At 69.4% G+C, this 20895-nt stretch carries 24 protein-coding genes and 1 pseudogene; 10 read left to right on the forward strand and 15 right to left on the reverse strand.

Annotated features, from left to right (window positions below; all coding sequences use genetic code 11):
- Positions 1–17 precede the first annotated feature (17 nt).
- Complete coding sequence (locus tag AB0I67_RS06945; protein ID WP_357918878.1) at positions 18–1124, forward strand: DUF4259 domain-containing protein; 1107 nt, start codon at positions 18–20, stop codon at positions 1122–1124.
- A gap of 644 nt (positions 1125–1768) precedes the next feature.
- On the opposite strand, the gene AB0I67_RS06950 is transcribed toward AB0I67_RS06945, so the two are convergent.
- The 6 genes and pseudogenes from AB0I67_RS06950 to AB0I67_RS06975 all read right to left on the reverse strand — a co-directional run bounded on the left by AB0I67_RS06950 (position 1769) and on the right by AB0I67_RS06975 (position 6629).
- Positions 1769–2248, reverse strand: a complete 480-nt coding sequence (locus AB0I67_RS06950; protein ID WP_357918881.1) for a hypothetical protein — start codon at positions 2246–2248, stop codon at positions 1769–1771.
- A 302-nt stretch (positions 2249–2550) separates the two neighbouring features.
- Positions 2551–3345, reverse strand: a pseudogene (locus AB0I67_RS06955) (IS5 family transposase).
- 408 nt (positions 3346–3753) lie between these two features.
- Positions 3754–4422 carry a response regulator transcription factor gene (locus tag AB0I67_RS06960; protein WP_357918884.1) on the reverse strand — a complete coding sequence of 223 codons (669 nt, stop codon included), beginning with the start codon at positions 4420–4422 and terminating at the stop codon, positions 3754–3756.
- Between the two features lie 118 nt (positions 4423–4540).
- Positions 4541–5677, reverse strand: coding sequence for a histidine kinase (locus tag AB0I67_RS06965; protein WP_357918887.1), 1137 nt, complete (start codon positions 5675–5677; stop codon positions 4541–4543).
- A 20-nt stretch (positions 5678–5697) separates the two neighbouring features.
- Positions 5698–6285, reverse strand: a complete 588-nt coding sequence (locus AB0I67_RS06970) for a hypothetical protein (RefSeq protein ID WP_357918890.1) — start codon at positions 6283–6285, stop codon at positions 5698–5700.
- A 92-nt stretch (positions 6286–6377) separates the two neighbouring features.
- Positions 6378–6629 (reverse strand): hypothetical protein, encoded by a 252-nt coding sequence (locus AB0I67_RS06975; RefSeq protein ID WP_357918892.1) that lies wholly within the window; start codon positions 6627–6629, stop codon positions 6378–6380.
- Between the two features lie 58 nt (positions 6630–6687).
- Here AB0I67_RS06975 and AB0I67_RS06980 point away from each other — a divergent pair, with 58 nt between their 5' ends.
- Positions 6688–6972 (forward strand): hypothetical protein, encoded by a 285-nt coding sequence (locus tag AB0I67_RS06980; protein ID WP_357918895.1) that lies wholly within the window; start codon positions 6688–6690, stop codon positions 6970–6972.
- Positions 6973–6977: 5 nt separating this feature from the next.
- On the opposite strand, the gene AB0I67_RS06985 is transcribed toward AB0I67_RS06980, so the two are convergent.
- Positions 6978–7949, reverse strand: a complete 972-nt coding sequence (locus AB0I67_RS06985) for a helix-turn-helix domain-containing protein (protein WP_357918898.1) — start codon at positions 7947–7949, stop codon at positions 6978–6980.
- A 71-nt stretch (positions 7950–8020) separates the two neighbouring features.
- Here AB0I67_RS06985 and AB0I67_RS06990 point away from each other — a divergent pair, with 71 nt between their 5' ends.
- Positions 8021–9214, forward strand: coding sequence for an MFS transporter (locus tag AB0I67_RS06990; RefSeq protein ID WP_357918901.1), 1194 nt, complete (start codon positions 8021–8023; stop codon positions 9212–9214).
- Here AB0I67_RS06990 and AB0I67_RS06995 read toward each other — a convergent pair.
- Positions 9211–9570 (reverse strand): hypothetical protein, encoded by a 360-nt coding sequence (locus AB0I67_RS06995; RefSeq protein WP_357918904.1) that lies wholly within the window; start codon positions 9568–9570, stop codon positions 9211–9213. The two genes, AB0I67_RS06990 and AB0I67_RS06995, sit on opposite strands and share 4 nt — an antisense overlap.
- A 43-nt stretch (positions 9571–9613) precedes the next feature.
- Between AB0I67_RS06995 and AB0I67_RS07000 the strand changes: the two genes are divergently transcribed.
- Positions 9614–10174 (forward strand): AAA family ATPase, encoded by a 561-nt coding sequence (locus tag AB0I67_RS07000; RefSeq protein WP_357918907.1) that lies wholly within the window; start codon positions 9614–9616, stop codon positions 10172–10174.
- Between the two features lie 46 nt (positions 10175–10220).
- Here AB0I67_RS07000 and AB0I67_RS07005 read toward each other — a convergent pair whose 3' ends face one another.
- On the reverse strand, positions 10221–11651 hold the full coding sequence (locus AB0I67_RS07005; protein WP_357918910.1) for an MDR family MFS transporter: 1431 nt from the start codon (positions 11649–11651) through the stop codon (positions 10221–10223).
- A 299-nt stretch (positions 11652–11950) separates the two neighbouring features.
- Positions 11951–12574, reverse strand: a complete 624-nt coding sequence (locus AB0I67_RS07010) for a hypothetical protein (protein WP_357918913.1) — start codon at positions 12572–12574, stop codon at positions 11951–11953.
- 244 nt (positions 12575–12818) lie between these two features.
- On the opposite strand from AB0I67_RS07010, the gene AB0I67_RS07015 reads away from it, so the two are divergent.
- Genes AB0I67_RS07015 through AB0I67_RS07030 form a run of 4 tightly spaced genes read left to right on the forward strand, consistent with a single transcriptional unit; the run spans position 12819 to position 15613 of the window.
- Complete coding sequence (locus AB0I67_RS07015; protein WP_357918915.1) at positions 12819–13628, forward strand: MBL fold metallo-hydrolase; 810 nt, start codon at positions 12819–12821, stop codon at positions 13626–13628.
- A gap of 28 nt (positions 13629–13656) precedes the next feature.
- Complete coding sequence (locus AB0I67_RS07020) at positions 13657–14310, forward strand: PadR family transcriptional regulator (protein WP_357918917.1); 654 nt, start codon at positions 13657–13659, stop codon at positions 14308–14310.
- Positions 14307–14651 carry a hypothetical protein gene (locus tag AB0I67_RS07025; protein ID WP_357918920.1) on the forward strand — a complete coding sequence of 115 codons (345 nt, stop codon included), beginning with the start codon at positions 14307–14309 and terminating at the stop codon, positions 14649–14651. Before AB0I67_RS07020 ends, AB0I67_RS07025 begins: the two co-directional genes overlap by 4 nt.
- 5 nt (positions 14652–14656) lie before the next feature.
- Entirely contained in the window at positions 14657–15613 is a 957-nt protein-coding gene (locus AB0I67_RS07030; RefSeq protein ID WP_357918923.1) for a GNAT family N-acetyltransferase, read from the forward strand.
- A 12-nt stretch (positions 15614–15625) separates the two neighbouring features.
- Here the strand turns inward: AB0I67_RS07030 and AB0I67_RS07035 are convergent, their stop codons facing one another.
- From AB0I67_RS07035 to AB0I67_RS07045, 3 genes are read right to left on the reverse strand one after another with little or no spacing between them, the layout of a single operon-like run.
- Positions 15626–16003, reverse strand: coding sequence for a Rieske (2Fe-2S) protein (locus AB0I67_RS07035; protein WP_357918926.1), 378 nt, complete (start codon positions 16001–16003; stop codon positions 15626–15628).
- 44 nt (positions 16004–16047) lie between these two features.
- Positions 16048–17286, reverse strand: a complete 1239-nt coding sequence (locus AB0I67_RS07040) for a HAMP domain-containing sensor histidine kinase (protein ID WP_357920369.1) — start codon at positions 17284–17286, stop codon at positions 16048–16050.
- Positions 17286–17957 carry a response regulator transcription factor gene (locus AB0I67_RS07045; protein WP_357918929.1) on the reverse strand — a complete coding sequence of 224 codons (672 nt, stop codon included), beginning with the start codon at positions 17955–17957 and terminating at the stop codon, positions 17286–17288. The genes AB0I67_RS07040 and AB0I67_RS07045 overlap by 1 nt, the downstream gene beginning before the upstream one ends.
- Before the next feature lie 125 nt (positions 17958–18082).
- Here AB0I67_RS07045 and AB0I67_RS07050 point away from each other — a divergent pair, with 125 nt between their 5' ends.
- Positions 18083–18562: a hypothetical protein gene (locus AB0I67_RS07050; protein ID WP_357918932.1), complete on the forward strand. Its 480-nt coding sequence runs from the start codon at positions 18083–18085 to the stop codon at positions 18560–18562.
- Between the two features lie 16 nt (positions 18563–18578).
- Here AB0I67_RS07050 and AB0I67_RS07055 read toward each other — a convergent pair whose 3' ends face one another.
- Positions 18579–19652, reverse strand: coding sequence for a hypothetical protein (locus tag AB0I67_RS07055; protein ID WP_357918935.1), 1074 nt, complete (start codon positions 19650–19652; stop codon positions 18579–18581).
- Between the two features lie 74 nt (positions 19653–19726).
- Complete coding sequence (locus AB0I67_RS07060; RefSeq protein WP_357918938.1) at positions 19727–20200, reverse strand: hypothetical protein; 474 nt, start codon at positions 20198–20200, stop codon at positions 19727–19729.
- 147 nt (positions 20201–20347) lie between these two features.
- Between AB0I67_RS07060 and AB0I67_RS07065 the strand changes: the two genes are divergently transcribed.
- Positions 20348–20884, forward strand: coding sequence for a peptidylprolyl isomerase (locus AB0I67_RS07065; RefSeq protein ID WP_357918941.1), 537 nt, complete (start codon positions 20348–20350; stop codon positions 20882–20884).
- The last annotated feature ends 11 nt before the right edge of the window (positions 20885–20895 follow it).

The following is a 20895-nucleotide window of genomic DNA, read 5'->3' on the forward strand; positions in this document are numbered from 1 at the left end:
GCCTCCTGGAGTGTTGCATGTCATCGTGGGGCGTTGGTCCGTTTGAAAGTGACGTCGCACTAGATTTTCTAGCCCTCCTGGAAGGATCGCCACAACCAGGGGCGGTAATTGAATCTGTTCTAGACGCAATCTTGTCTGAGGATAACTATATTCCCGACATGGCGTTGGTGTTTGGACTAGCAGCTGTGGGAGCTATTGGGTCGTCGTTTGACAGCAAGCGAGGGAGCATTTCTCTGCTGCTATCAAATCGCGTCAGGAGCTATTCTGGGTCGCAGCGGCTCAAGTGGAAGGCGGCCAATGTAGTGGAGTGCGCACGCCACCCCTGGGGGCTCCATACTGGTTGTAACAGTCTCTATTGGAGTCATTGGCAAACTGGGGATTTGGCCGCCTATCTCGACGTGCTGCACAGCATGGCGATCAAGTTCTCAGATTTGCCACCGCCGGCATCTCCGCCATGGATACCGCATCCGAAACCGCCATCAGTGCTGGGTCGGTTCGATGATCACCTGGCTTCGTTTCCAGTACCTCCCGTCGCGCCTGCTTTTCGGATACGCTACGGAAGTGAGGACGTCGCAAAAGCAGTACACTACGCAATACTTTCGGTCATTGAGGGGATTCATCATGACGCAAAGTCTCTTGCTTGTGATGAAACAGTCCTAAGGTCTGATCTGACTCGGCTTCGGCAGTTGAACGAATTGCCATGGCGATACGCATCAATGTACGATCAAAACTTTGCCTTGAAGATGCTTTCTGTCGCTTCGCTGAGGGCAGATAGCGTCCTGCGCGGGTTGGCCAGAAGGCCGCGTTGTGTTGCCGAGCAGCTCGTCGATATACTATTTTCCACCGCAGGCGTTCGATTTATAGCTGAGCGAAGCAATCTTTCGGGGAATGAGTTTTCAGAGGCCTGCACTGCAGTTCGCGAGATATTCAACGTCACTACTCGGCGCCATGGGCTGCGCGCTTTGTTGGGTTCGAGTTGCATTCGCCAAATATCTGAGATAACCTCCCTCGTTCCCTCCAGCTTGCTTCCTCTGCCAGGAGATTTTGCGCAGGCATTTGATCGTTGGTTCCGGGCGTTTGAGGAGAGGCCGGGTCTATATTCATCGCTTAGCGATATTTGGTGACTCTGCCGAAATAAGACTTCTTCTGACGAATGCTTATATCCGTGCAATCTCGAGTGACGGTGGACTTAGTAGCCTGGTCGCGAGCTTGGACTCGATCCCGGTGCCTGTTGGTCCAATTTCATTACCAGGTTCTGGCTGGTTGGGTGCCCTATGCTCCCAGGAGTGGTCGCTGAAGTCAGCGGGCCTGCAACCAAAGCCTCCGGCCGGGCGCTCCAGCTTGGGGATGATCAGGCAGCGTGCGTGCGTTGCGTGGAGGATCAGTGGGTCAGGAGCTCACGTCGTGCCATCAACGTGCCATGGGGAGCAGTCAGTAGTGGTCAATCACGGTCACTCGAGGACTGTCTTCCACGGCCATGAAGCCGCCCGGAAGGGGCGCCTGATTTAGTGCGGTGACTCGGCATGGTTCACCGGGTTGATCGCCTGGCACAGGCATCGGTCGGCCATGTAGGTGAGTCGGCCAGGATCTCGATCCCAGCAGTTGCACGCAGGCCGGCCGACCCTCCGGGCTGTTTTAGCACCGGCTTCGACGCCCGGGTCAGGGCAGGCGGGGCGCCCGGGGTGGCCGTGGACGGTCCACGTGACTCCAGGGATCGTCGCGGGGAGGACTCGCCTAGCCGCCGCGACGAACCTGCTGCTTCTGGAGGTCAGGCAGCGGGGTGGACGTGGAGGTCGAAGGGCTGCCTGTTGTTGGCCGGGTACGCGTCGCGGCGGCTGTACACCTGGACGCAGCCGCGCAGCGTCGTCGGGGCGCCGATGCGGAGGTCAACCCGTACCGGGATCAGAGCGGTAGCGGTCCGGAACTTGCCCAGTCCGGACGGGAAGGTGCAGCGCACCTGGTTGAGCTGGGGGAAGCCCTGGCAGCTCGTCGGGAAGAACGGCCCGGCCGAGGCGACTCCTTCGGGCAGGGTGATCACGACATAGAACGGTGAGGTCAGGGGGTCAGGGCCCTTGTTGGTGACGAAGCCGCGCACGGTCGTGACACCGCCCGGCGTGGTGGCGTCCGGATCCATCCTGACCACTGCCAGGTCGGAGCGGGGGACGGCGGCGAGGGCCGTTCCGGCCCCGAGGAGGGAGAGGGCGAAGCCCACCGCGACAGCTCTGACGATAAGGCCCGAGCGTGACATTTCGATCGCCTTGCTTTCTGGGTTGTGCCTAATCAACGGCTTGATCACTTCTCCTCGGGTGATCTTCGATGCTTGGCATGGCGATCCCAGGCTTGATGCTGGTTGATCTTTGGCAATTGGCGGATGTCGATGGCTGTTCGGCATGCTTGGGGCTGGTGGGGCGGGCCCGAGTGGCGAGTCTGCTTCGCCGTACCGCATGTGCGTCGGTAGCGGACCACCTGTCGAGCTGAGCCGGTCCGGTGCTTCCAACCACGGATGATGCTCGGGGTGGGATGGCAATCGTGCTGGTGCCCTAAGAGCTCCTAACGCAATGACGTCAGACGTCGCCAGCAGATGAGCGCGCAGGCCAGTCTAAGAAAGGCCTCGTGGATGTCGGCGTGGACTTCCCAGCGGATGCGCAGGCGGCGGAAGGCGTGCAGCAGGGCGAAAGGTCTGCTCGACGACCCAGCGTTGTGTGCCCGGGCCGGAGCCGTGTGCAGTGCCGCGACGGGCGATGAGTGGGCGGATCTGCAGCTCGCGGACCAGGCGGTGGTACTTGTCGTGGTCGGCGAGTACGGCGTCGGGACGCTGGCGGGGACGGCCGCGCTTGCCGCGCACCTGGGAAATAGCCTCCAGGAGCGGGCGGAGCTGAGTGACGTCGTTGCGGTTGGCGCCGGTCAGGATAACCGCCAGTGGGATGCCGCCGGCGTCGGTGATCAGGTGGTGCTTGCTGCCGGGACGTCCCCGGTCGACCGGAGACGGACCTGTCTGCGGCCCCCTTTAACGCTCTGATCTGCGAGGAGTCCACCGCGGCCTGGGAGAAGTCGAGCGCGTCAGCGGCCCGCAGCCGATCGAGCAGCACCTCGTGCAGGCGCTGCCACACGCCGGCCTTGTTCCACTCGGCCAGCCGCCGCCAGCAGGTCATGCCTGAGCCGTAGCCCAGTTCTTGGGGCAAGAGCTCCCAGGCGATCCCGGTGTGCAGCACGAACAGGATGCCCTGCAAGGCCAGCCGGTCATCCAGCCGTCTGCGTCCCGGACGCCGGAAACGCCGCTGACGCTGCGGCAGCAACGGTTTTGATGACCTCCCACAGTTCGTCGCTGACCTCCCACGGCCTCAGCTTGGCCACTCGCGCTCCTCTCGCCCGGTTACAGCGAGAGATCAAAGCACAACAAAGATCATTCTGTGAGGAGCTCTAAGCCGTCGTCGGCAGGTCGGTGATCACTGCGTCGGGCTGCAGGGGCTGGTGAAGTGCGTGCAGGTGGGTCGAGCCGGCCGGCCTTCTTGGTCGCGTGGGGCTGCGCATTTCTCGCGTAGTGGGTCGGATGCCCGTCACTCACACTCCAGGCAGCGGGCCGTACACCCCGCCGACGTGCGCGCAAGCTGTCCATCATCGGCAGTCGTTGATCTCGAATGGCTGCTGAATTCGCCGACTTCGGGATGGCCGCATGGGGGCGCTCCGTCGTCCTGGCGGTGCCTTACAGCCGCGGAGGTCGTTCTGCGCCCGGGAAACCGTTGAAGCAGTCGTTCACAGCCGGCCTGGGACCGCGAGGCCGCCCTCGTAGGCGGCGATCACTGCCTGAACGCGGTCGCGCAGGCCGAGCTTGGTGAGGATGTTGCTGACATGCGTCTTCACCGTGTGCTCGCTGAGGACCATGGAGGCGGCGATCTCGGCGTTGGACTGGCCGAGGGCGATCATGCGCAGGGTCTCGCGTTCGCGGGTGGTCAGGACGGAGAGTTCCCTCGCGAGCGGCCTGTCGGTGGCGGGGGAGCGGGAGGTGAACTCGGCGATCAAGGTGCGGGTGACGGAAGGGGCCAGGAGTGACTCGCCGGCGGCTACGACGCGGACGGCGTGGATGAGGTCGGCGCGGCGGACGTCCTTGAGGAGGAAGCCGCTGGCTCCCGCGCGGAGGGCTTCGAAGACGTAGTCGTCGAGGTCGAAGGTGGTCAGCATGAGCACGCGGCAGCTTGTTTCGGAGGAGACGATGCGGGCTGCCTCTATGCCGTCCATGTGGGGCATGCGGATGTCGAGGAGGAGGACGTCTGGGTGGTGGGTGCGGGCGGCGTCGACGGCTTCGAGGCCGTTGGCGGCTTCGGCGACGACCTCGATGTCGGGCTGGGCGTCGAGGATCATGCCGAAACCGGCCCGGACGAGTTCCTGGTCGTCGGCTATGACGACACGGAGGGGGCTGTTCATGCTGCTGTCGCTTTTCATACTGCTCACTCCGTTGGTACCGCTCAGACCGTTGGTCTCGCCCAGCTCGCTCATGCCGGGACTCCGAGGTCCATGCCGCTCGGGTCGCTGAGGTCCCCGCTCATGCCGCGATCCCGACGGGCAGCCGGACGACGACCTCGAAGCCGGGGCCATCAGTGCGGGGGCCCGCCGAGGCGGTGCCGTGACAGGCGGCGGCGCGCTCGCGGATGCCGATGAGGCCATGGCCACCGTAGTTGCCCGCGGGCAGCAGGTGGGCGGCGCCGCGGCCGTTGTCGGTGATGCGGATCATGAGCTCCCCGTCCGACCAATCAACGCAGACCTCAGCCCGGCTAGCACCGGAGTGCTTGACGACGTTGGTCAGCGCCTCCTGCGTCACCCGATACGCCGCGACGTCCACATCGCCAGGAACCGGAACAGGGGAACCGGTGACGGTGTAGGTGACGTGCACACCGGTGACCTGAGCAACGAGGCCAGGCAGGTCAGCCAAGGTAGGTTGCGGCGCACGCGGCCCCTCGCCCTCCTTGAGCACCCCGAGCAGCCGCCGAAGCTGCACCATCGCATCCCGCCCCGAGGCCGCGATGGCGTCGAAGGTGGCCTCAGCCCGGTCGGGGTCGGTGCGGACGACGACGGGGCCGGCCTCGGCCTGGACGACCATGAGGCTGACCGCGTGGGCCAGGATGTCGTGCATGTCCCGAGCGATCCGCGCCCGCTCCCGCTCGGCGGCCCGCTCGGCCTCGACCTGGCGTTCCCGCTGGAGCTGGACGGCACGCTCCTCCAGCGCGGCGGCGTGGCTACGCGAGATGGCCGCCGCCCGGCCGACGGCGTAGGCGGCGACGAAGAGCACGACGCCCCGCACCGCCGTGTCGGAGGACCCGGTGACCAGGAGCCCGCCTGCGGCGGCCACGGCCAGCGCGATCAGGCGCGCCGACCGGGTGGCGTAGGCAGCGGTGGAGTACATCGCGACCAGCGCGCCGTACCAGATGGGCTGGTCCGCCACCCGGTCGGACAGGTCGTACAGCGCGACCGCGACAAGGGTGGTCATGAGCACGAGCACCGGCGCGCGCCGCCGCCACACCAGGGGTACGGCTGCCGCGACCACGACCGCGTACCCCCACCAGCTCCACCACCCAGCCCGGTCGGCGAGGAGCGGCCAGAGCTGGACCGCCAGGACGAGCGCGACGAGCGCCAGGTCCAGCCGGCGAGCCGGAATGGCACGCAACCGTTCGAGAAGGGGCACAAGGCGGCATTCTGCCCGCATCACACAGCAGCCGGTACGGCAGGCCGTACCGCCGGGACGGAGACCCGGGCCACGGCCAGGTAGGAGATCAGCAGGAAGGCGGCGCCGACCGGCATGAAGTCCTTCTCCACGAACGGCACGAGCACATCGGCGATCACCAGGACCGGCGTCCACGCCTTGACCCGGCGCTGTACGGCAAGCTGCAGGACCAGCCCGATCTGGGCGACGAAGAACAACGCCGGCCCGAAGTCGTAGATCACCTGCTGCACCCCGGGAATCGCCTGGACCTGGTCGAACTGCACGCCCATCGCGGCGTGGTCGGCCGACCGGAACCCGATGACGATGTCGATGGCGAACTGGGTGATCAGCGTGGTGATGCCGACATATCCGGTCCAGGCCAGCCCGGCCGCCAGCCGCCCGCCCCCGGCCATTCGCCGCATTTCATGAAAGGTCACGGCGAAGAACACGAGCGCCCCGATGAAGGCCAGGTGCCCGGTCGTCCAGGCCAGGCCGGGACCGCGGCTGCCGTCCAGCCCGTCGAGCAGGCGGATCACGCCGTAGGCGAAGGTGAGGACAGGGGCGGCGACGAAGGCGAATTTCGGGGACATCTCGGTAGCTCCTTGGCTGCGGTGATGTCCCCAATCCTGGTTTCGTGCGGCCTTCCGGACATCGCCGAGCTGAGCGAACTCTCGTATCCCTCTTAAGAGCGATATGCGGATGCGGGCCGGGTCTCGGCCCACCAGGTGCGGATGGCGTCGAAGTAGTCGTCATCGCCCGGGTTGCAGCTCGCGATCGGCGTCTCGCCCGGGTTGACCCACGCGCCCTCGTCCCCGTAGTAGCCGCGAGGCCGCAGGCAGCGGATGACGACGCGGTGCTGGAGGCCGGTGGCGCCTCTGGCGCAGGTGGAGATCGTCTGCTTCTCGTTGATCTTCGTCGCGGTGCATCCGTACAATAATGTGAAGTACTACATACCACAAGGCATTGTCGGGAGCGCGTGACATCCTAACCTCATGACTACCGCACCGACGCAGGCCGACATCGAAGCCCAGTTCACCGGGCTGCTCGACGGCACCGTCACCAGGGAAGACGCCAACCGCTGGGCGGCTCGATGGGTGAACGCCGACAAGCCCGGCGTGGACGACGAGCTCGTGTGGTGGGGCCTGATGCACCTGTACGGCATCGACCTCCGGCCCGGGCCCGGCGAGCCGTACCTCTCCAGTGACGAGCAGATCGCCGAATGGCTCGAAGAGTTCCGCGGCAACGGCAAGAACCTGCTGTTCGACGACGAGTCCTGACAAGCTCAGCGGAATGAGCGCCGGTAGGCGGCAGGAGTGGTGCGCAGGGCGGTGTGAAAGCGGCGGCGGAGGTTGACCGCCGAGGAGAGGCCGACGCGGGTGGCGATGGTCTCGACCGGCAGGTCGGTGTCCTCCAGCAGGGCGCGGGTGGCCGCGAGGCGGCGTTCGAGCAGCCAGCGGGCGGGTGGCACGCCCAGTTGCTCGGTGAACTGCCGCGTCAGCGTGCGTGGGGATACGCCCGAATAGGCCGCCATGTCCTCCACGGTGACCGGCTCGGGAAGCCGCGCGAGCAGCCATTCCAGCAGGGGAGCCAGCGAGTCCGGCATCGGCCCGGTGGTCGGCAGCGGCGGATATTGCCGCTGGCAGCCCTCCCGGTGCGGCCCGGCGGCGAGCTGGCGGCCGATGCGCATGGCGTGCGCCGCGCCGTACTCCTGGAAGACCTGGTGCAGGCAGAGGTCGAGGGTGGCCGCCGACGCGCCGGCGGTGGCGACGTCGCCGTGATCGACGTAGATGACCGTGTCGTCGGGGATCACGCGCGGATACCGGGCGGCGAGCTCGGCGGACAGCTCCCAGTGCACGGACGCGCGACGGCCGTCCAGCAGCCCCAGCGCCGCGGGGATGAACACCCCGGCGGCGACGGCGACGATGCGGGCGCCACGCGCATGCGCTGCGGAAACCGCATGCAGTACGGCAGGCGAAGGGGTGAGCGTCCAGCCGGCGATGACGACGGTGTCGGCGTCGTCGAGGGCGTCGAGGCCACGATCCACCTGGATCGGCACACCCAGGGTGGTGGGCAGCGAACCGGGCGTTTCGCTGCACAGTGTGAAGCTGTAATGCTGGGGAATGTCCGGCCCGTGATAGCCGAAGACGGCTGACGCCGAGGTGACCGGATAGAGCTCCTGGTTCGGGGCGACCAGGGCGACCACGCGGTGGGGATCGACGGGCGCGGGCGGGGTCTCCGGGCAGTCCAAGGCCATGGCGCAAATGTACCCAATGATGTCATTCCGGACTCCGGTGCTCTGATCTGGAGAAATCCAGAATGAAGGGCATGTGGACGAGGAGCTTCAGCCTCTACTTCGGGGCCCGCACGATCTCGCTGCTCGGGGACGCGATGATGCCCGTCGCCTCGGCGCTGGCGATCGGCAAAGTGTACGGGATCGCCGGCGTCGGCTACGTGCTGGCGATCTGGACCGCGTCGGCGGTGCTGGTCATGCTGTTCGGCGGGGTGGTCGCCGACCGCATCGGCGCCCGGCGGTTGATGATCGGCGCGGACGTGGTGCGGGTCTTCACCCAGGGCATCGTGGCGCTCGCCTTCCTGGACGGGGCTCCGCCGTACCCCTTGTTGCTGGTGATGGCGGGTTTGTCGGGCATGGCGGCCGGGGTGTTCGAGCCGTGCGTCAACGGCATGGTGCCCCTGGTGGCGAAGGACCCGCAGCGGGCCAACGCGACGCTGAAGATCGCCGAAGCGGTCACCCACCTGGCCGGGCCCGCGCTGGCCGGTGTGCTCATAATGGTCGCCGGGCCGGTCTTCGTCTACACCGTGGACGCGGCGACGTTCCTGGTCAGCGGGGTGTGCCTGCTGCTGATCCGGGTCGCCGTGCCGAAGCCGGAGCCCTCCGACGTGCTGAGCGACCTGCGGCGCGGGTGGGAGGAGTTCAAGGCCAGGAACTGGATGTGGTCGGTCATCCTGGTCTGGGTGTTCTGGGGCGTGCTGGTGGTCGGGCCGTACGTGCCGCTGTCCTCGCAGGTCATCGGGGCCGACTACGGCTGGGTGATGGCCGCGCTCGGCCTCGGCACGGTGCTCGGCGGCGTCGTGGCGATCCGCCTCCGACCGCGCCGCCCGCTCGCCGCCGGCGCGGTGGCGCTGAGCCTGTACGTCGCCGTGCCGTTGACCGTCGCGCTGGGGCTGCCGCTGCCCGCGCTGATGATCGGCCACCTGCTCGGCGGCTGCGCGCTGGCCTTCTGGTCGGTGATGTGGTCCACGACCGTGCAGACCCAGGTCGCCCCGGACGTCGTCAACCGGGTCAACGCCTACCAGGTGGCCGGCTCGGTCGCGGGCATGGCCGTCGGCCAGGCCCTCGCCGGCCCGATCAGCCTGGTGATCGCCCCCCGGGACTTCATGCTCGGATCCGCCCTGGTCACCCTGGGCGTCGCGGCGGCCTTGCTGTTGATCAAGCCCGTCCGCAACCTCCCCCGAGCCGCCCCCACCCCCACCACGGAACCAGCACCGATCCCGGCCTAGCCATGGAGGCCTTGCGCAACCAGCGCCCGCTCCAACAGACCCGTGTCGAAGCCGTGCGTCGCGAAATGATCGACCAGAGGTTGGTAACGGTCGGCCCGGTCGCGCACGAGCTCGGTGGCCAGCCGCAGTTCGAGGCGGACGACCGGCACTTGGAACGGGCCGCAGGGGACCAGCACGCAGTGCTCCCACGGGCCGCGGCCGACGCACTCCATGCTGTCGGAGCCGGTCTCGACCTCGACGGTGCTGAACTCCACCTGCACCCCGCCGACCGCGAAGCGGGCGAAGTACTGCGCGGTGGCGGGAAGCCAGACGGGCGGGTACAGGCAGGGAAAGCCCGCCAGGGCGGCGGTAGCCACCGCGCCCGCGCCCCCGTCAGTGTCAAAGTGCCAGTATCTCCGAATGCCGCCTGACCATCGCCTCGTCGTCCTCGTCGACGGCCTGCCCGGAGCCGGCAAGTCCACCCTGGCCCGGCCCCTCGCCCACGAACTGGGCCTGCCGCTCTTCAGCAAGGATCAGATCAAGGAATCCCTCGCCGACCACCTCGACCCGCCCGACGGCCTCGCGCCGCGCGAGTGGAGCCGCCGCCTGGGCCGAGCCGCGGGCGAGACCCTGTGGCGGCTGCTCGCCGACTCCGCCCGCGGAGCCGTCCTCGACAGCTACTGGCCCGCCACCCTGCGCCCGGTCGTGGCCGCCGGCCTGACCCAGGCAGGCGTGCACACCGCCCACGAGATCAGGTGCACCATCCCCACCGACCTCGCCCGGCAGCGCTACGCCGAGCGAGAGCCGACCCGGCACCCCATCCACCACGGCGTCCCCCTGGACGAGCAGTCGTGGAAGGAGATGGAGTCCGGCTCAGCCCCACTCGGCCTCACCCACACCCACCAGATCGACACCACCGAGCCGATCGACCTGCACGAACTGGCCGGCCGCATCCTCGGCACACCGAACCCGGCAGCCTGAACGGGACGCCGAAAGGCGCCTGCCGGTCAGGGCAGGCGCCTTGGGGTCAGTGACCGGCGTGGGCGCCCATCTCGTTGTCCGCCCGAGCCGGCAACAGCAGGGCGGTGATAACCACAGCCACCGAGATCACCGCGCCGATGATGAACGCCAGCCGCATCCCGTCAAGGTCGGCGACCACCTTCACGACGCCCTCGTGCTGGAGCGCCTCGGTGCGGGCGCTCATGACGGTGATCACCAGCGCGGTGCCGAAGGCCGCCGAGACCTGCTGCAGCGTGCTGAGGATCGAGCTGCCGTGCGAGTAGAGCGAGGGCGGCACGGCGCCGAGGCCGAGGGTGAACACCGGCGTGAAGGTCGCCGCAAGGCTGATCATGAGCAGCGCGTGCAGGCCGAGGATCTGCCAGTACGGCATGGTCATCGTGACCTGGGTGAAGCCGACCAGGGCGAGCATGATCCCGACAGCGCCGGGGATGACCAGGACCCGGCCGCCGAAGCGGTCGAAGAGCCGGCCCACGGTCGGGCCGAGCAGACCCATGGCCAGACCGCCGGGCATGACCAGCAGGCCGGTCTGGAAGGCGGTGAGGCCGCGGACGTTCTGCAGGTAGAGCGGGAGCAGGATCATCGAGCCGAGCATCGCCATGAAGGCGACCGCCATCAGGATGAGCGCCACGGTGTAGGTGCGGTGGCGCAGCGTGCGCAGGTCCATCAGCGGGGCGTCACGCCGCGCCGACCGTGAGCCGGTCGCGGCCGAGCGGTCGCTGCGGCGCTGCAGGACGAGCTGGCGGAAGACGAAGACGCCGATGGCGAGCACGCCCGCGCTCACGACGCCGATGGCCACGCCCAGGTCGCTGCTCTCGAAGAGGCTGAGCCCGTAGACCAGGCCGCCGAAGCCGGCCGCGGCGGTGAGGACGCTGAACCAGTCGATGGTGCTGAACTCGGGCTGGCCGACGTTCTTGAGCCGCTTCAGGCCGCCCCAGGTGATCAGCGCCGCGATGGGGAGGACGACCGCGAACAGCAGTCGCCACGAGCCGAACTGCAGGATCACGCCGGAGATCGCCGGGCCCATGGCCGGGGCGACCGAGATGGCCAGCGTGACGTTGCCCATCACCCGGCCACGGTCGGACTCGGGCACGACCTGCATCAGCGTGGTCATCAGCAGCGGCATCATCACGGCCGTGCCGGACGCCTGGATGATCCGGGCGGCGAGCAGCACCTCGAAAGTGGGGGCAACGGCGGCCAACGCGGTGCCGAGCAGGAACAACCCCATCGCGGTGGTGTACGCGCTGCGGGTGGAGACCCGCTGCAGGAACCAGCCGGTGATCGGGATGACCGCCGCCATCGTCAACATGAACGCGGTGGACAGCCACTGCGCGGTCTGACCCGTGATGTCCAACGCGCTCATCAGGTTGGGGATCGCGTTGATCATGATCGTCTCATTGAGGATGACCACGAACGTCGCGAGCACGAGCAAGCGGATCACGGCCGGGGTACGGCCGGACGGAGCGGTAGCGGATTGCTCAGGTGATTCAAGCTTAAGGGCGGACACGATACCTCGATCGGGGTTGACGGGCAGAAGCTGGTCACGGCCGCTGGCTTCGCAGCCGTCGCTCTCACGAATCGTCGTCGTGGACATGCCCATGCTGACTTGCGGTACCGACAAAACTCATCGGCCCGATCTACACTGCGACATCCGGAAGGCGGCTGTCATCTGGTTTTCCGGTGAATTCGCAGGTCAGCTCGCGCCCAATTTCCTGGAACCCCAGATCCGGCCGGCCCCGGTCAGGTGGAAGGCCGGCGGGCGCCCCAGAGCGTGACGGCCGCGTACAGGGTCAGCAGCACCGACATGGCCAGCGTCCACCCCGACCCGCTCTCGCTCCACCGCCACCACGCCAGCGCCGCCAGGGGCGCCAGCACCAGCGCGAAGGCCAGCGACCCCATCCGGTACCACCGAGGCCGCGTCCGCGAGGCCGCGACCAGGGAGGTCATCCACCGGGGCTCGTCCGGGTCGGGCCGGGTGAGCACCCGCCCCCAGCTCTCCTTCTCCACCAGCGACTCGTCGCCGGGCGAGTAGCCGCCGCCCAGGAAGCGGGAGGCGTCCGGCGTCCGGGTCACCCGGGCGAGCAGCCCGAGGACGCCCTCCACGCGCGCGGCGGGGATGGCGTGCAGGGCGGTGAGGGATTCGACGTTCATGGGCCCGCCGAGCGCGCGCACCCAGGCGGCCGGCTCGGTCCCGTCCGCCTCGGCGCCCCAGATGTGGTGCGTCTGGAGCTTGCCGGCCTGGAAGAGCCAGTAGAAGGCGTGCCCGCGGAAGTGCCCGACGGAGATCGCCACCCGCTTGCCGGCGGACAGGGCGGCGGTGAGGCGCAGGTAGCCGTAGCCGTCCTCGCGCGGGGTGGCCGGCACGACCAGGGTCCAGGTGTCGTCGACCCGCTCGACCCAGGCGGGGTACGGCTCAGCCGTACGGCGTGGCGGGCCTGGTCGAGGCCGGCCCGGAGCAGAATGATCTCCCGTTCCGCGCGCACGTCGAGCTCCCTGTCCACAAACACCGACATATCATGACAAAAATGCTGGGCGGCGAGTCGTCCGGGGGGCCGGTTCGCCGAGTCCGGCCGCCACCGGTCGGGGCGCCGGGTCCTACGCTGGCTCGATGAGCGAAGAAGCCCCCTGGCAGGAGGTCGGCGACCGGGTCTACGTGCGCCGGCACCGGTCCTACGACCTCAACGTCGGCCTGGTGGTCGGCGACGACCAGTGCCTGGTGCTCGACACCAGGATGTCCCACCGCGAGGCCGCCGACCTGATCCAGGCCATCCGGCGCATCACTCCCTTGCCGTGGACCGTGGTGAACAGCCACGCGCACTTCGACCACCACTTCGGCAACGCGATGTTCAAGCCGGCCGAGATCTGGGCGCACGCCCGCGCCGCCGCCGAGATCGAGCGCATCGGCGAGGAGCAGAAGGCCGCCGTGCTCGGCTTCATCGAGGAGGAACGGCGCGCGGAGGTCGAGGAGGTGGAGATCGTCCCGCCCGACCAGGTCTTCACCGACCGGGCCACGCTCGACCTCGGCGGCCGGCTGGCCCATCTGCGCTACTTCGGCCGGGGACACACCGACAACGACATCGTGCTGCACGTCCCCGACGCCGAAGTGATCTTCGCCGCCGACCTGGTCGAGGAGGGCGCCCCGCCGTCCTTCGGCGACGCCTTCCCGCTGGACTGGGCGGACACGACCACCGCGATGCTGGCCGAGCTGCCCGGGGACACGGTGGTGCCGGGCCACGGTGCGGTGGTCGACCGCGCCTTCGTCGCCGCCCAGGCCGCCGAGCTGCGCGAGATGGCCGACCTGGCCCGCCGGGCGCACGTCGAGGGCCTGCGTGACCTGATCCGCAAGGCGCCCTTCCCCGAGGACTTCGCGAACACCGCCATCCAGCGGGCTTTCCTCCAGCTCGACGGCGACCTATAGTGCAAAGTGCACTATAGAAGGAGTCACTATGGCGCGACGCCCTGATCTGGTCGGCCTGACCGTGCTGGCCGTGCTCACGGTTCGCGCCGCACATCCTTACGAGCTGCACCGCTTCATCGTCGACACGCACAAGGACCACGTCACCGGCCTGCCGCGGAGCCTCTACCACGCGGTCGAGCGGCTGGCCCGGGACGAGCTGATCGTCCCGGTCGAGACCAGCCGCGAAGGCCGGCGGCCCGAGCGCACCGTCTACGAGATCACCGACGCCGGCCGGCACGAGGTCGCGCTGCGCGCGCGCGCCCTGCTCGCCACCCCCGACGCCGACCGGCGGGCCTTCCTGGCCGCCGTCTCGCTGCTCGGCGTGCTTCCCGCCGCCGAGGTGGCGCGTGCCCTCAGATCCCGTACGGCCGGCCTCGAAGGCCGGCTCGCCGGGCTGGAGGCGCACCTGCGGGAGGCGGCCGCGTCCGGGCTGCCGCCGGTGCTCACCCTGGAGACCGAGGGCGAGCTGGCGCTGACCCGGGCGGAGCTCGACTGGGTGCGTGAGGTCGTGCGCCGTGTGGAACGCGGCGACCTGGCCTGGCCCGACACGCTCAAACGAGCCGCACTCGACGACCTCCACCGAGCCGCACCGCACGACGTGCACCCAGCCCCGCCCGACGACCACCTGGAGTCGCCGCCATGAAGAAGCTGATCCTCGAGGTGTCCGGCGTCGTGGAAGCCCCGCCGGCCGCCGTGCTCCGCGAGCTGAACGCCTCCATCCCCGACCACGGCACCACCGAACGCACCGCCACCGGCCTGTCCGTGCAGGGCGGCTGGTGGTATCGCGGCGAGTGGCACGCCGAGCCGTACGGCACGGGCACCCTGGTGGTGCACCGCGTCTACAACGTCGCCACCGTCGCCCGCTGGGGCGTCCCGCTGGCCAACCGGCTGTTCATCGGCTACGAGCGGACCACGCGGGAGAGCTTCGCCGACGGCCTGCGCAAGATCGCAAATCGCCTCAACACCTCCGCCCGTCTTAAATAGGAGCCATGAGTATCACCTGGGGGACACTCGGCGAGGACGACGCCGAGGCAGTGGCGCGGCTGGTGGCCGACATGGACGCGGTCGACCGGCTCGGCGAGACCCCCACGGCCGGCGACATCCGCTACACCCTCGGCGACCCCCTGCTCGACCTGGCCGACGGCACGCTGGCCGCGCGGGACGGCGAGCGGATCGTGGCCTACGGCTACCTGCCGATCCGCCAGTCCGCCGCGCCCAAGCACCAGATGCGCCTGTCCGGCGGCGTGCACCCCGACTTCCGCCGCCGCGGGTACGGCAGGCGCATCCTCGACTGGGCGCTCGACGCCGCCCCGCGCCTGCACGAGCGCCACTACCCGGGCCGCCCCCTGGAGCTGCACGTCAGCGCCGACGACCGGAGCGCGGGCACGATAGCGCTGCTGCAGGGCGCCGGGTTCGAGCGCATGCGCTGGTTCCTGGAGATGCGCGCCGACCTGCGCGAGCCCGCCCCGCGAGTCGAGCCGCCGCCCGGCATCGGGATCGTTCCATGGTCGCCCGACCTGGACGAAGGCGCTCGGGCGGTGCGCAACCTGGCCTTCCGCGACCACTGGGGGAGCATCGAGCACACCGCCGAGAGCTGGCGGCACACCATGACCGGGATCCGCTCCTTCCGGCCGGAGGCCTCCTTCCTCGCCCTGGACGGCGAGCGGGTGGTCGGCATCCTGATGACCATGCACTTCGCCGGCGAGGCGGCCGCGACGGGGGAGAAGGCCGCCTGGATCGCGATCATCGGCACCCTGCGGGAGTGGCGTGGCCGTGGCGTGGCCGCCTCCCTGCTCTCGCACGCGCTCGGCGAGTTCAGGGCGCAGGGCTACACCACGGCCGGGCTGGGGGTCGACGCCGACAACGGCACGGGCGCGGTCGGCGTCTACGAGCGGGCCGGTTTCCGTGCCGTGCACCGGGGCTCGGTCTTCGTCCGCAAGTTCTAGGCGGCCGGGGTGTCAGGCCAGCCGGATGACGCCCTTGGCGACGGTGATCTTCCGCCGGGTGAGCTTGCGCTCGGCCGGCCCCCGGACCACGGCGCCGGTGGCGAGGTGGAACTTGCTGCCGTGGCACGGGCAGTTGATCGTCCCGCCGCTGACCCCCGACAACGTGCACCCCTGGTGGGTGCACTTGGCGGTGAAGCAGCGGAAGACGTCCTTGCTCGGCCGGGTGACCACGTACTTGCCCTTGATGACCTTCCCGCCGCCGACGGGGATGTCCTTGGTCTTGGCCAGGATCGGCCCGGCGGCGGCCTCGGCCGCGGACGGCCACAGGAACACCACCCCGCCCCCGGCGGCGGCTCCGCTCCTGACGATCAGCGCGCGGCGTGAGAGCACGTTGCCTCCATCGATCTTCCTCGCGTACGGCATGCGCTGATCGTTCACCTTTTTCCGGCGAATGTCTGCAGGGGAAAGGCAGCGAAGAATCCGCCGTCCCCCGCGACCAGCGTCCCGCCGTGCAGCACCGCGATCTCCCGCGCGATCGACAGCCCCAGCCCGGCCCCGCCCGCGTCCCGCGCCCGCGCCTCGTCCAGCCGGGTGAACCGGTCGAACACCGCCTCCCTCGACTCCACCGGGATCCCCGGCCCGTCGTCCAGCACCTCCAGGCTCGCCAGGCCCTCCGGCGTGGCCCGCACCCGCACCACGACCTCGGAGGCCGCATGCCGTACCGCGTTGGAGACCAGGTTGGCCACCAGCCGCTCCAGGTGCCCGCGCACCCCGGAGACCACCACGTCGGGCTCGATGTCGAGGGTGACCCGTTCGCACCAGCGCAACGCCGTCTCGGCCGCGACCTGCCCGAGGTCCACCTCGGAGGTGCGCAACGGCTCGCCGGCGTCGAGCCTGGCCAGCAGGAGCAGGTCGCCGGCGAGGGTCTGCAGCCGGTCGACGTCGGCCAGGGCCTCCTCGGCCAGGCCGGGCGGCGCGGTGAGCTCCAGCCGGGCCCGGAGGGTGGCGATCGGGCTGCGCAGCTCGTGCGCGGCGTCGGCCACGAACCGTTTGTGCTGCTCGACCGCGCTCTCCAGGCGGTCGAGCGTGGAGTTGACGGTCATGGCGAGCGCGGCGATCTCGTCGCCCGACTCCGGCACGGGCACCCGCTGGTGCAGGTCGCTGGCGGTGATGTCGGCCATCTTGCCGCGGATCGCGGCGACCGGCCGCAGCGAGCGCCCGACCGCGAACCAGGTCATCCCGGCGACCACGAAGAGCAGGAGCGGCACGCCGGGCAGCAGCACCTGGGTGAGCGTCCGCAGGGCGTCGTCGGCGACGTCCAAGGAGGCCCGGCCGACGATGACGGTCTCGCCGCCCTGCGGCGCCTCGACGACCACCTGGGCCATCGCGTAGTCGTCGGCGGCGGACAGCCAGGCGGGCGGCGTCTCGCCGGGGGTGAAGAAGGCCACGTCCGGGTCGAGCAGCGCACGCTGCGCGGGCACCGCCTCGACCACGCCCAGGCTCGTCGTCGTGGCGGCGGCGGTGAGCGCCTTCTGGGTCGCCGCGGCCGAGGCGTTGTGGAAGAGCGTGCCGCGCAGCGAGAAGGCCAGCACGAGCGTCACCACGACCAGCGCGAGCGCCACCACCAGCGTCGCGGCCAGGGTGGCGCGCAGCCGGACCGACGCCGTGCGCATCACGCCGCCTCCAGCCGGTACCCGGCCCCGCGCACGGTCACCAGCGAGCTGCGCCCGAACGGCACGTCGATCTTGCGCCGCAGCGCGCTGATGTAGACCTCGACGATGTTCGGGTCGCCGTCATAGGAGAAGTCCCAGGCCTGGGCCAGCAGGTCGCTCTTGGAGACCACCTCGCCGGCCCGCCGCGCCAGGCCGTGCAGCACGGCGAACTCCTTCGGCGTGAGCGCGATCTCCCGGTCGCCACGGCTGCACCGCAGGCCCGCGGGGTCGATGACCAGGTCGCCCACGGTGAGCGCGACCGGCCGCTCCCGCCCGCCGCGCCGGATCAGCGCGCGGAGCCTGGCCAGCAGCACGACGTAGGAGAAGGGCTTGGCCAGGTAGTCGTCCGCGCCGGTGTCGAGCGCCTCGGCCTCGTCGTAGGCGCCGTCCTTGGCGGTCAGCATCATGATCGGCGTCCAGTTGCCCGCCTCGCGCAGCCGGGCGCAGACCGCGTAGCCGTTCAGCCGGGGGAGCATCACGTCCAGGACGATCACGTCGTACGGGTTCTCGGTGGCCAGCCACAGCCCCTCGCGCCCGTCGTGGGCCACGTCCACCGCGAAGCCCTCACCGGCCAGGCCGTCCTTCAGCAGGAGAGCCAGGCGTTCCTCGTCCTCAACCAGCAGTACTCGCACGGGGTCCAGCGTGCCTCAGGTCACCTAAAGCCAACCTGAAGAGGATTTCGGCCGCCTTCAGGGTGGGTTCAGGTTCCGGGGGCCACGCTCTGCCCATCGGAACGAACGACCTTGGAGGTATCCCGATGCGCAAGCGACGGACAGCACTGCTCGGTGCGGCCGCGGCCGTCCTGGTCCTGATGACCGGGCTGACCGGCTCCGCCCTCGCCGACCCCGGCGCCGAGGCGGGCCCGGGCGAGACGGTGGCGATCTGCCGGACGGGCGACGGCAAGGAGGTGGAGGTGAAGCTGGGCGTGCCGGTCAAGATCGAGGGCGAGGGCGGCCCGACCCTGACGGTGACCAAGGCCACCACCGCGACCGTGATGGCCACCGCGGTCGCCCCGGGCGCCGAGGGCTCCGAGGGCGCCCCGCCGCCCGAGGGCGCGACCAAGGTGGAGAGGGCCGAGGTCGGCGGCAAGATGGAGGGCAAGCTCGAGGCCGTCCCGGCCCTCCCGGCCGTCGGCCCCGACGGCAAGCCGCTCCCCGCCCCGGTGGGCCCCGACGGCAAGCCGCTCGACCTGGCCAACGCCGAGACCCTGCACTGCACCACCACCGCGGCCAAGTAGGCCGAGGAGCCCGGCCTCAGCCGAACGAGGGATGCGGCCCGAGGGCCCAGTATTCGAACAGGCCGTATCCCACGTTCCCGTCGTACTCGAACCGGCCGGCCGCGTCGACCAGGCCCCACATCCGGGCCTGGTCCTCCGGCAGCCGGTAGGTCACGCCCTGCACCACCGGTCCCGGCCCCTGGTACATGCCGTGCTTCCAGTCGGCCTCCAGGCCGTACCCGGTCCCGGCCATCAGGTGCACCGGCAGCAGCAGCTCGCACCGCACGTCGAACGGCTTGCCGCGCGGCGGGGCGAAGGAGAGGGTCGCGGAGAGGACGTCACGGGTGCCGGGCGCGTAGACGGGGTGGTACTCGGGCCGGCCGAGGTACTCCTCCTCGCGCCCGTCGTTCCAGACCCGCACCGCCTCCTCCAGGACCCGGCGGCCCTTGTCGTCCTCCTGGACGATGCACAGGATCGCGTGGTCGGCGAACTGCATGGGCGTGTACAGCCAGTAGAAGGTGCCGGGGTTCTTGACCTGGATGCCCGGCGGTTCGGGTTCGCCTACGGGGCGGATGCCCCACGAGCGGTCGCGGGTGCCGAACCAGGCGTCCGGGGTGATGTCCGTCACGGTGTCGCCGACGCTGATGGACCCGGTCCAGCGGCCGGTCTGCGCCAGCCGTACCGAATCGAAGACGACCCGCTCCTGCCAGCGCACGAAGTGCCGCGGTTCGAGCGTCGCCGGGATCGTGCCCGCCCAGGTGAGGTCGAAGGACAGGCCATGCTCGTTCGGCTCCAGCACCACCCGGAGCCGTTTGAGCCCTTCGAGGACCTCCACCCGGAAGGGCCCGATCGTGGTGTCCATCCGGTCCGCGCCGAGCTCGCGCGAGGCGCGGACCACGCGGTGCAGGTCGCCGCGCCGGACGCAGGCGAAGGCGTCGGTGACGCCGAGGTTGGGGTACTGGCCGAGCCCGACGATGAGCATCAACTCGCCGGAGCGGTCGTGGCAGTTGAAGTAGTACCGGTCGTAGAAGTTGCGATCGGAGGTCGCGACGTGCCGCATGACCTGGGCGGCCTGGTGGACCGGGTAGTCGTCGAGCGGGGACAGCGTCATGCCTCGTTGTAGCAAGCGCTTGGTTACACGTCAACGCCCCCGGAGCCGGCGGCTCCGGGGGCGGCGACGTCTTGCTACTTCTTGGACGCCTCGTCGGCCAGGTCGGACGTCTTGTCCGAAGCCCGGTCGGCCTTCTCGCTGACCCACCGCGAGGCGTCGGCGGCCGAGTCCTTCATGTGATCGGTCCACTGCTGGGCGTTGCGACGGTAGAACATGTAGCCCATCGCGCCCAGGGCGAGACCGGTCATCAGGACTGCCACCGGCCACCGGCGCGAACGCGCCGGGGACGGGTCGACCCGCTTCGCGGCCTGCGTCAGCATGGCGCTGACCCGGGGCGCGAACTGGTCTTCCACCCGATGAGCGGCATCCTCCAACTTAGGAGCCGCCCAGTAACGGGCGTCTTCGATACGGGACGAGGCGACTGTTCTCGCCTGGTCCGCCATCGGCGCGAGCCGACCACCGGCCCGCTTGGCCTGGACCTTCATTCGGCCCATCCACGTGCTCGGGACTTCGATGACCACGCGGCGCTTTCTGAGTGTCAGGGACACGTCAACCTCCCCTGTCGATGGGGCCCCGCAGCCTGACCTTCCCGGTGGAAGGCGGCTCAATCATCCGCTCCCGTGGGAGGATGCTTGTGACGGCCTCACGGCCATACCTTTCAGACCTGGACAAATCGCAGAGGGGGCGGCTTTCTCGTGGCTGAGAAGCTGATCGCAAACCTTCAGACAAACCACGGCACGATCCGCATCAAGCTCTTCCCCGAGCTCGCACCGGTCACCGTGGCCAACTTCGTCGAGCTCGCCGAGGGCACGCGCGAATGGACCCACCCGGAGAGCGGCGAGCGGACCAACGCCCCGCTCTACGACGGCACGATCTTCCACCGCGTCATCAGCGGTTTCATGATTCAGGGCGGCGACCCGCTCGGCCGGGGCATCGGCGGCCCCGGTTACGACTTCGACGACGAGATCCACTCCCAGAACAACTTCAACCGCCCCTACCTGCTCGCGATGGCCAACGCCGGCCGCCGCATGGGCAAGGGCACCAACGGCTCGCAGTTCTTCATCACCGTCAGCGCGCAGCCGCACCTCAACCAGGGCCACACCATCTTCGGTGAGGTCATCGAAGGCCGTGACGTGGTCGACACCATCGCGAAGGCGCCGACGGCGCGGGGCGACCGCCCCGTCAACGACGTCGTCATCGAGAAGGTCACCATCGACCGCGTGCCTGCGTAAGTGGCTTTAGG

It is taken from the genome of Nonomuraea sp. NPDC050310 (genome assembly GCF_040655795.1).
GTDB lineage: Bacteria > Actinomycetota > Actinomycetes > Streptosporangiales > Streptosporangiaceae > Nonomuraea.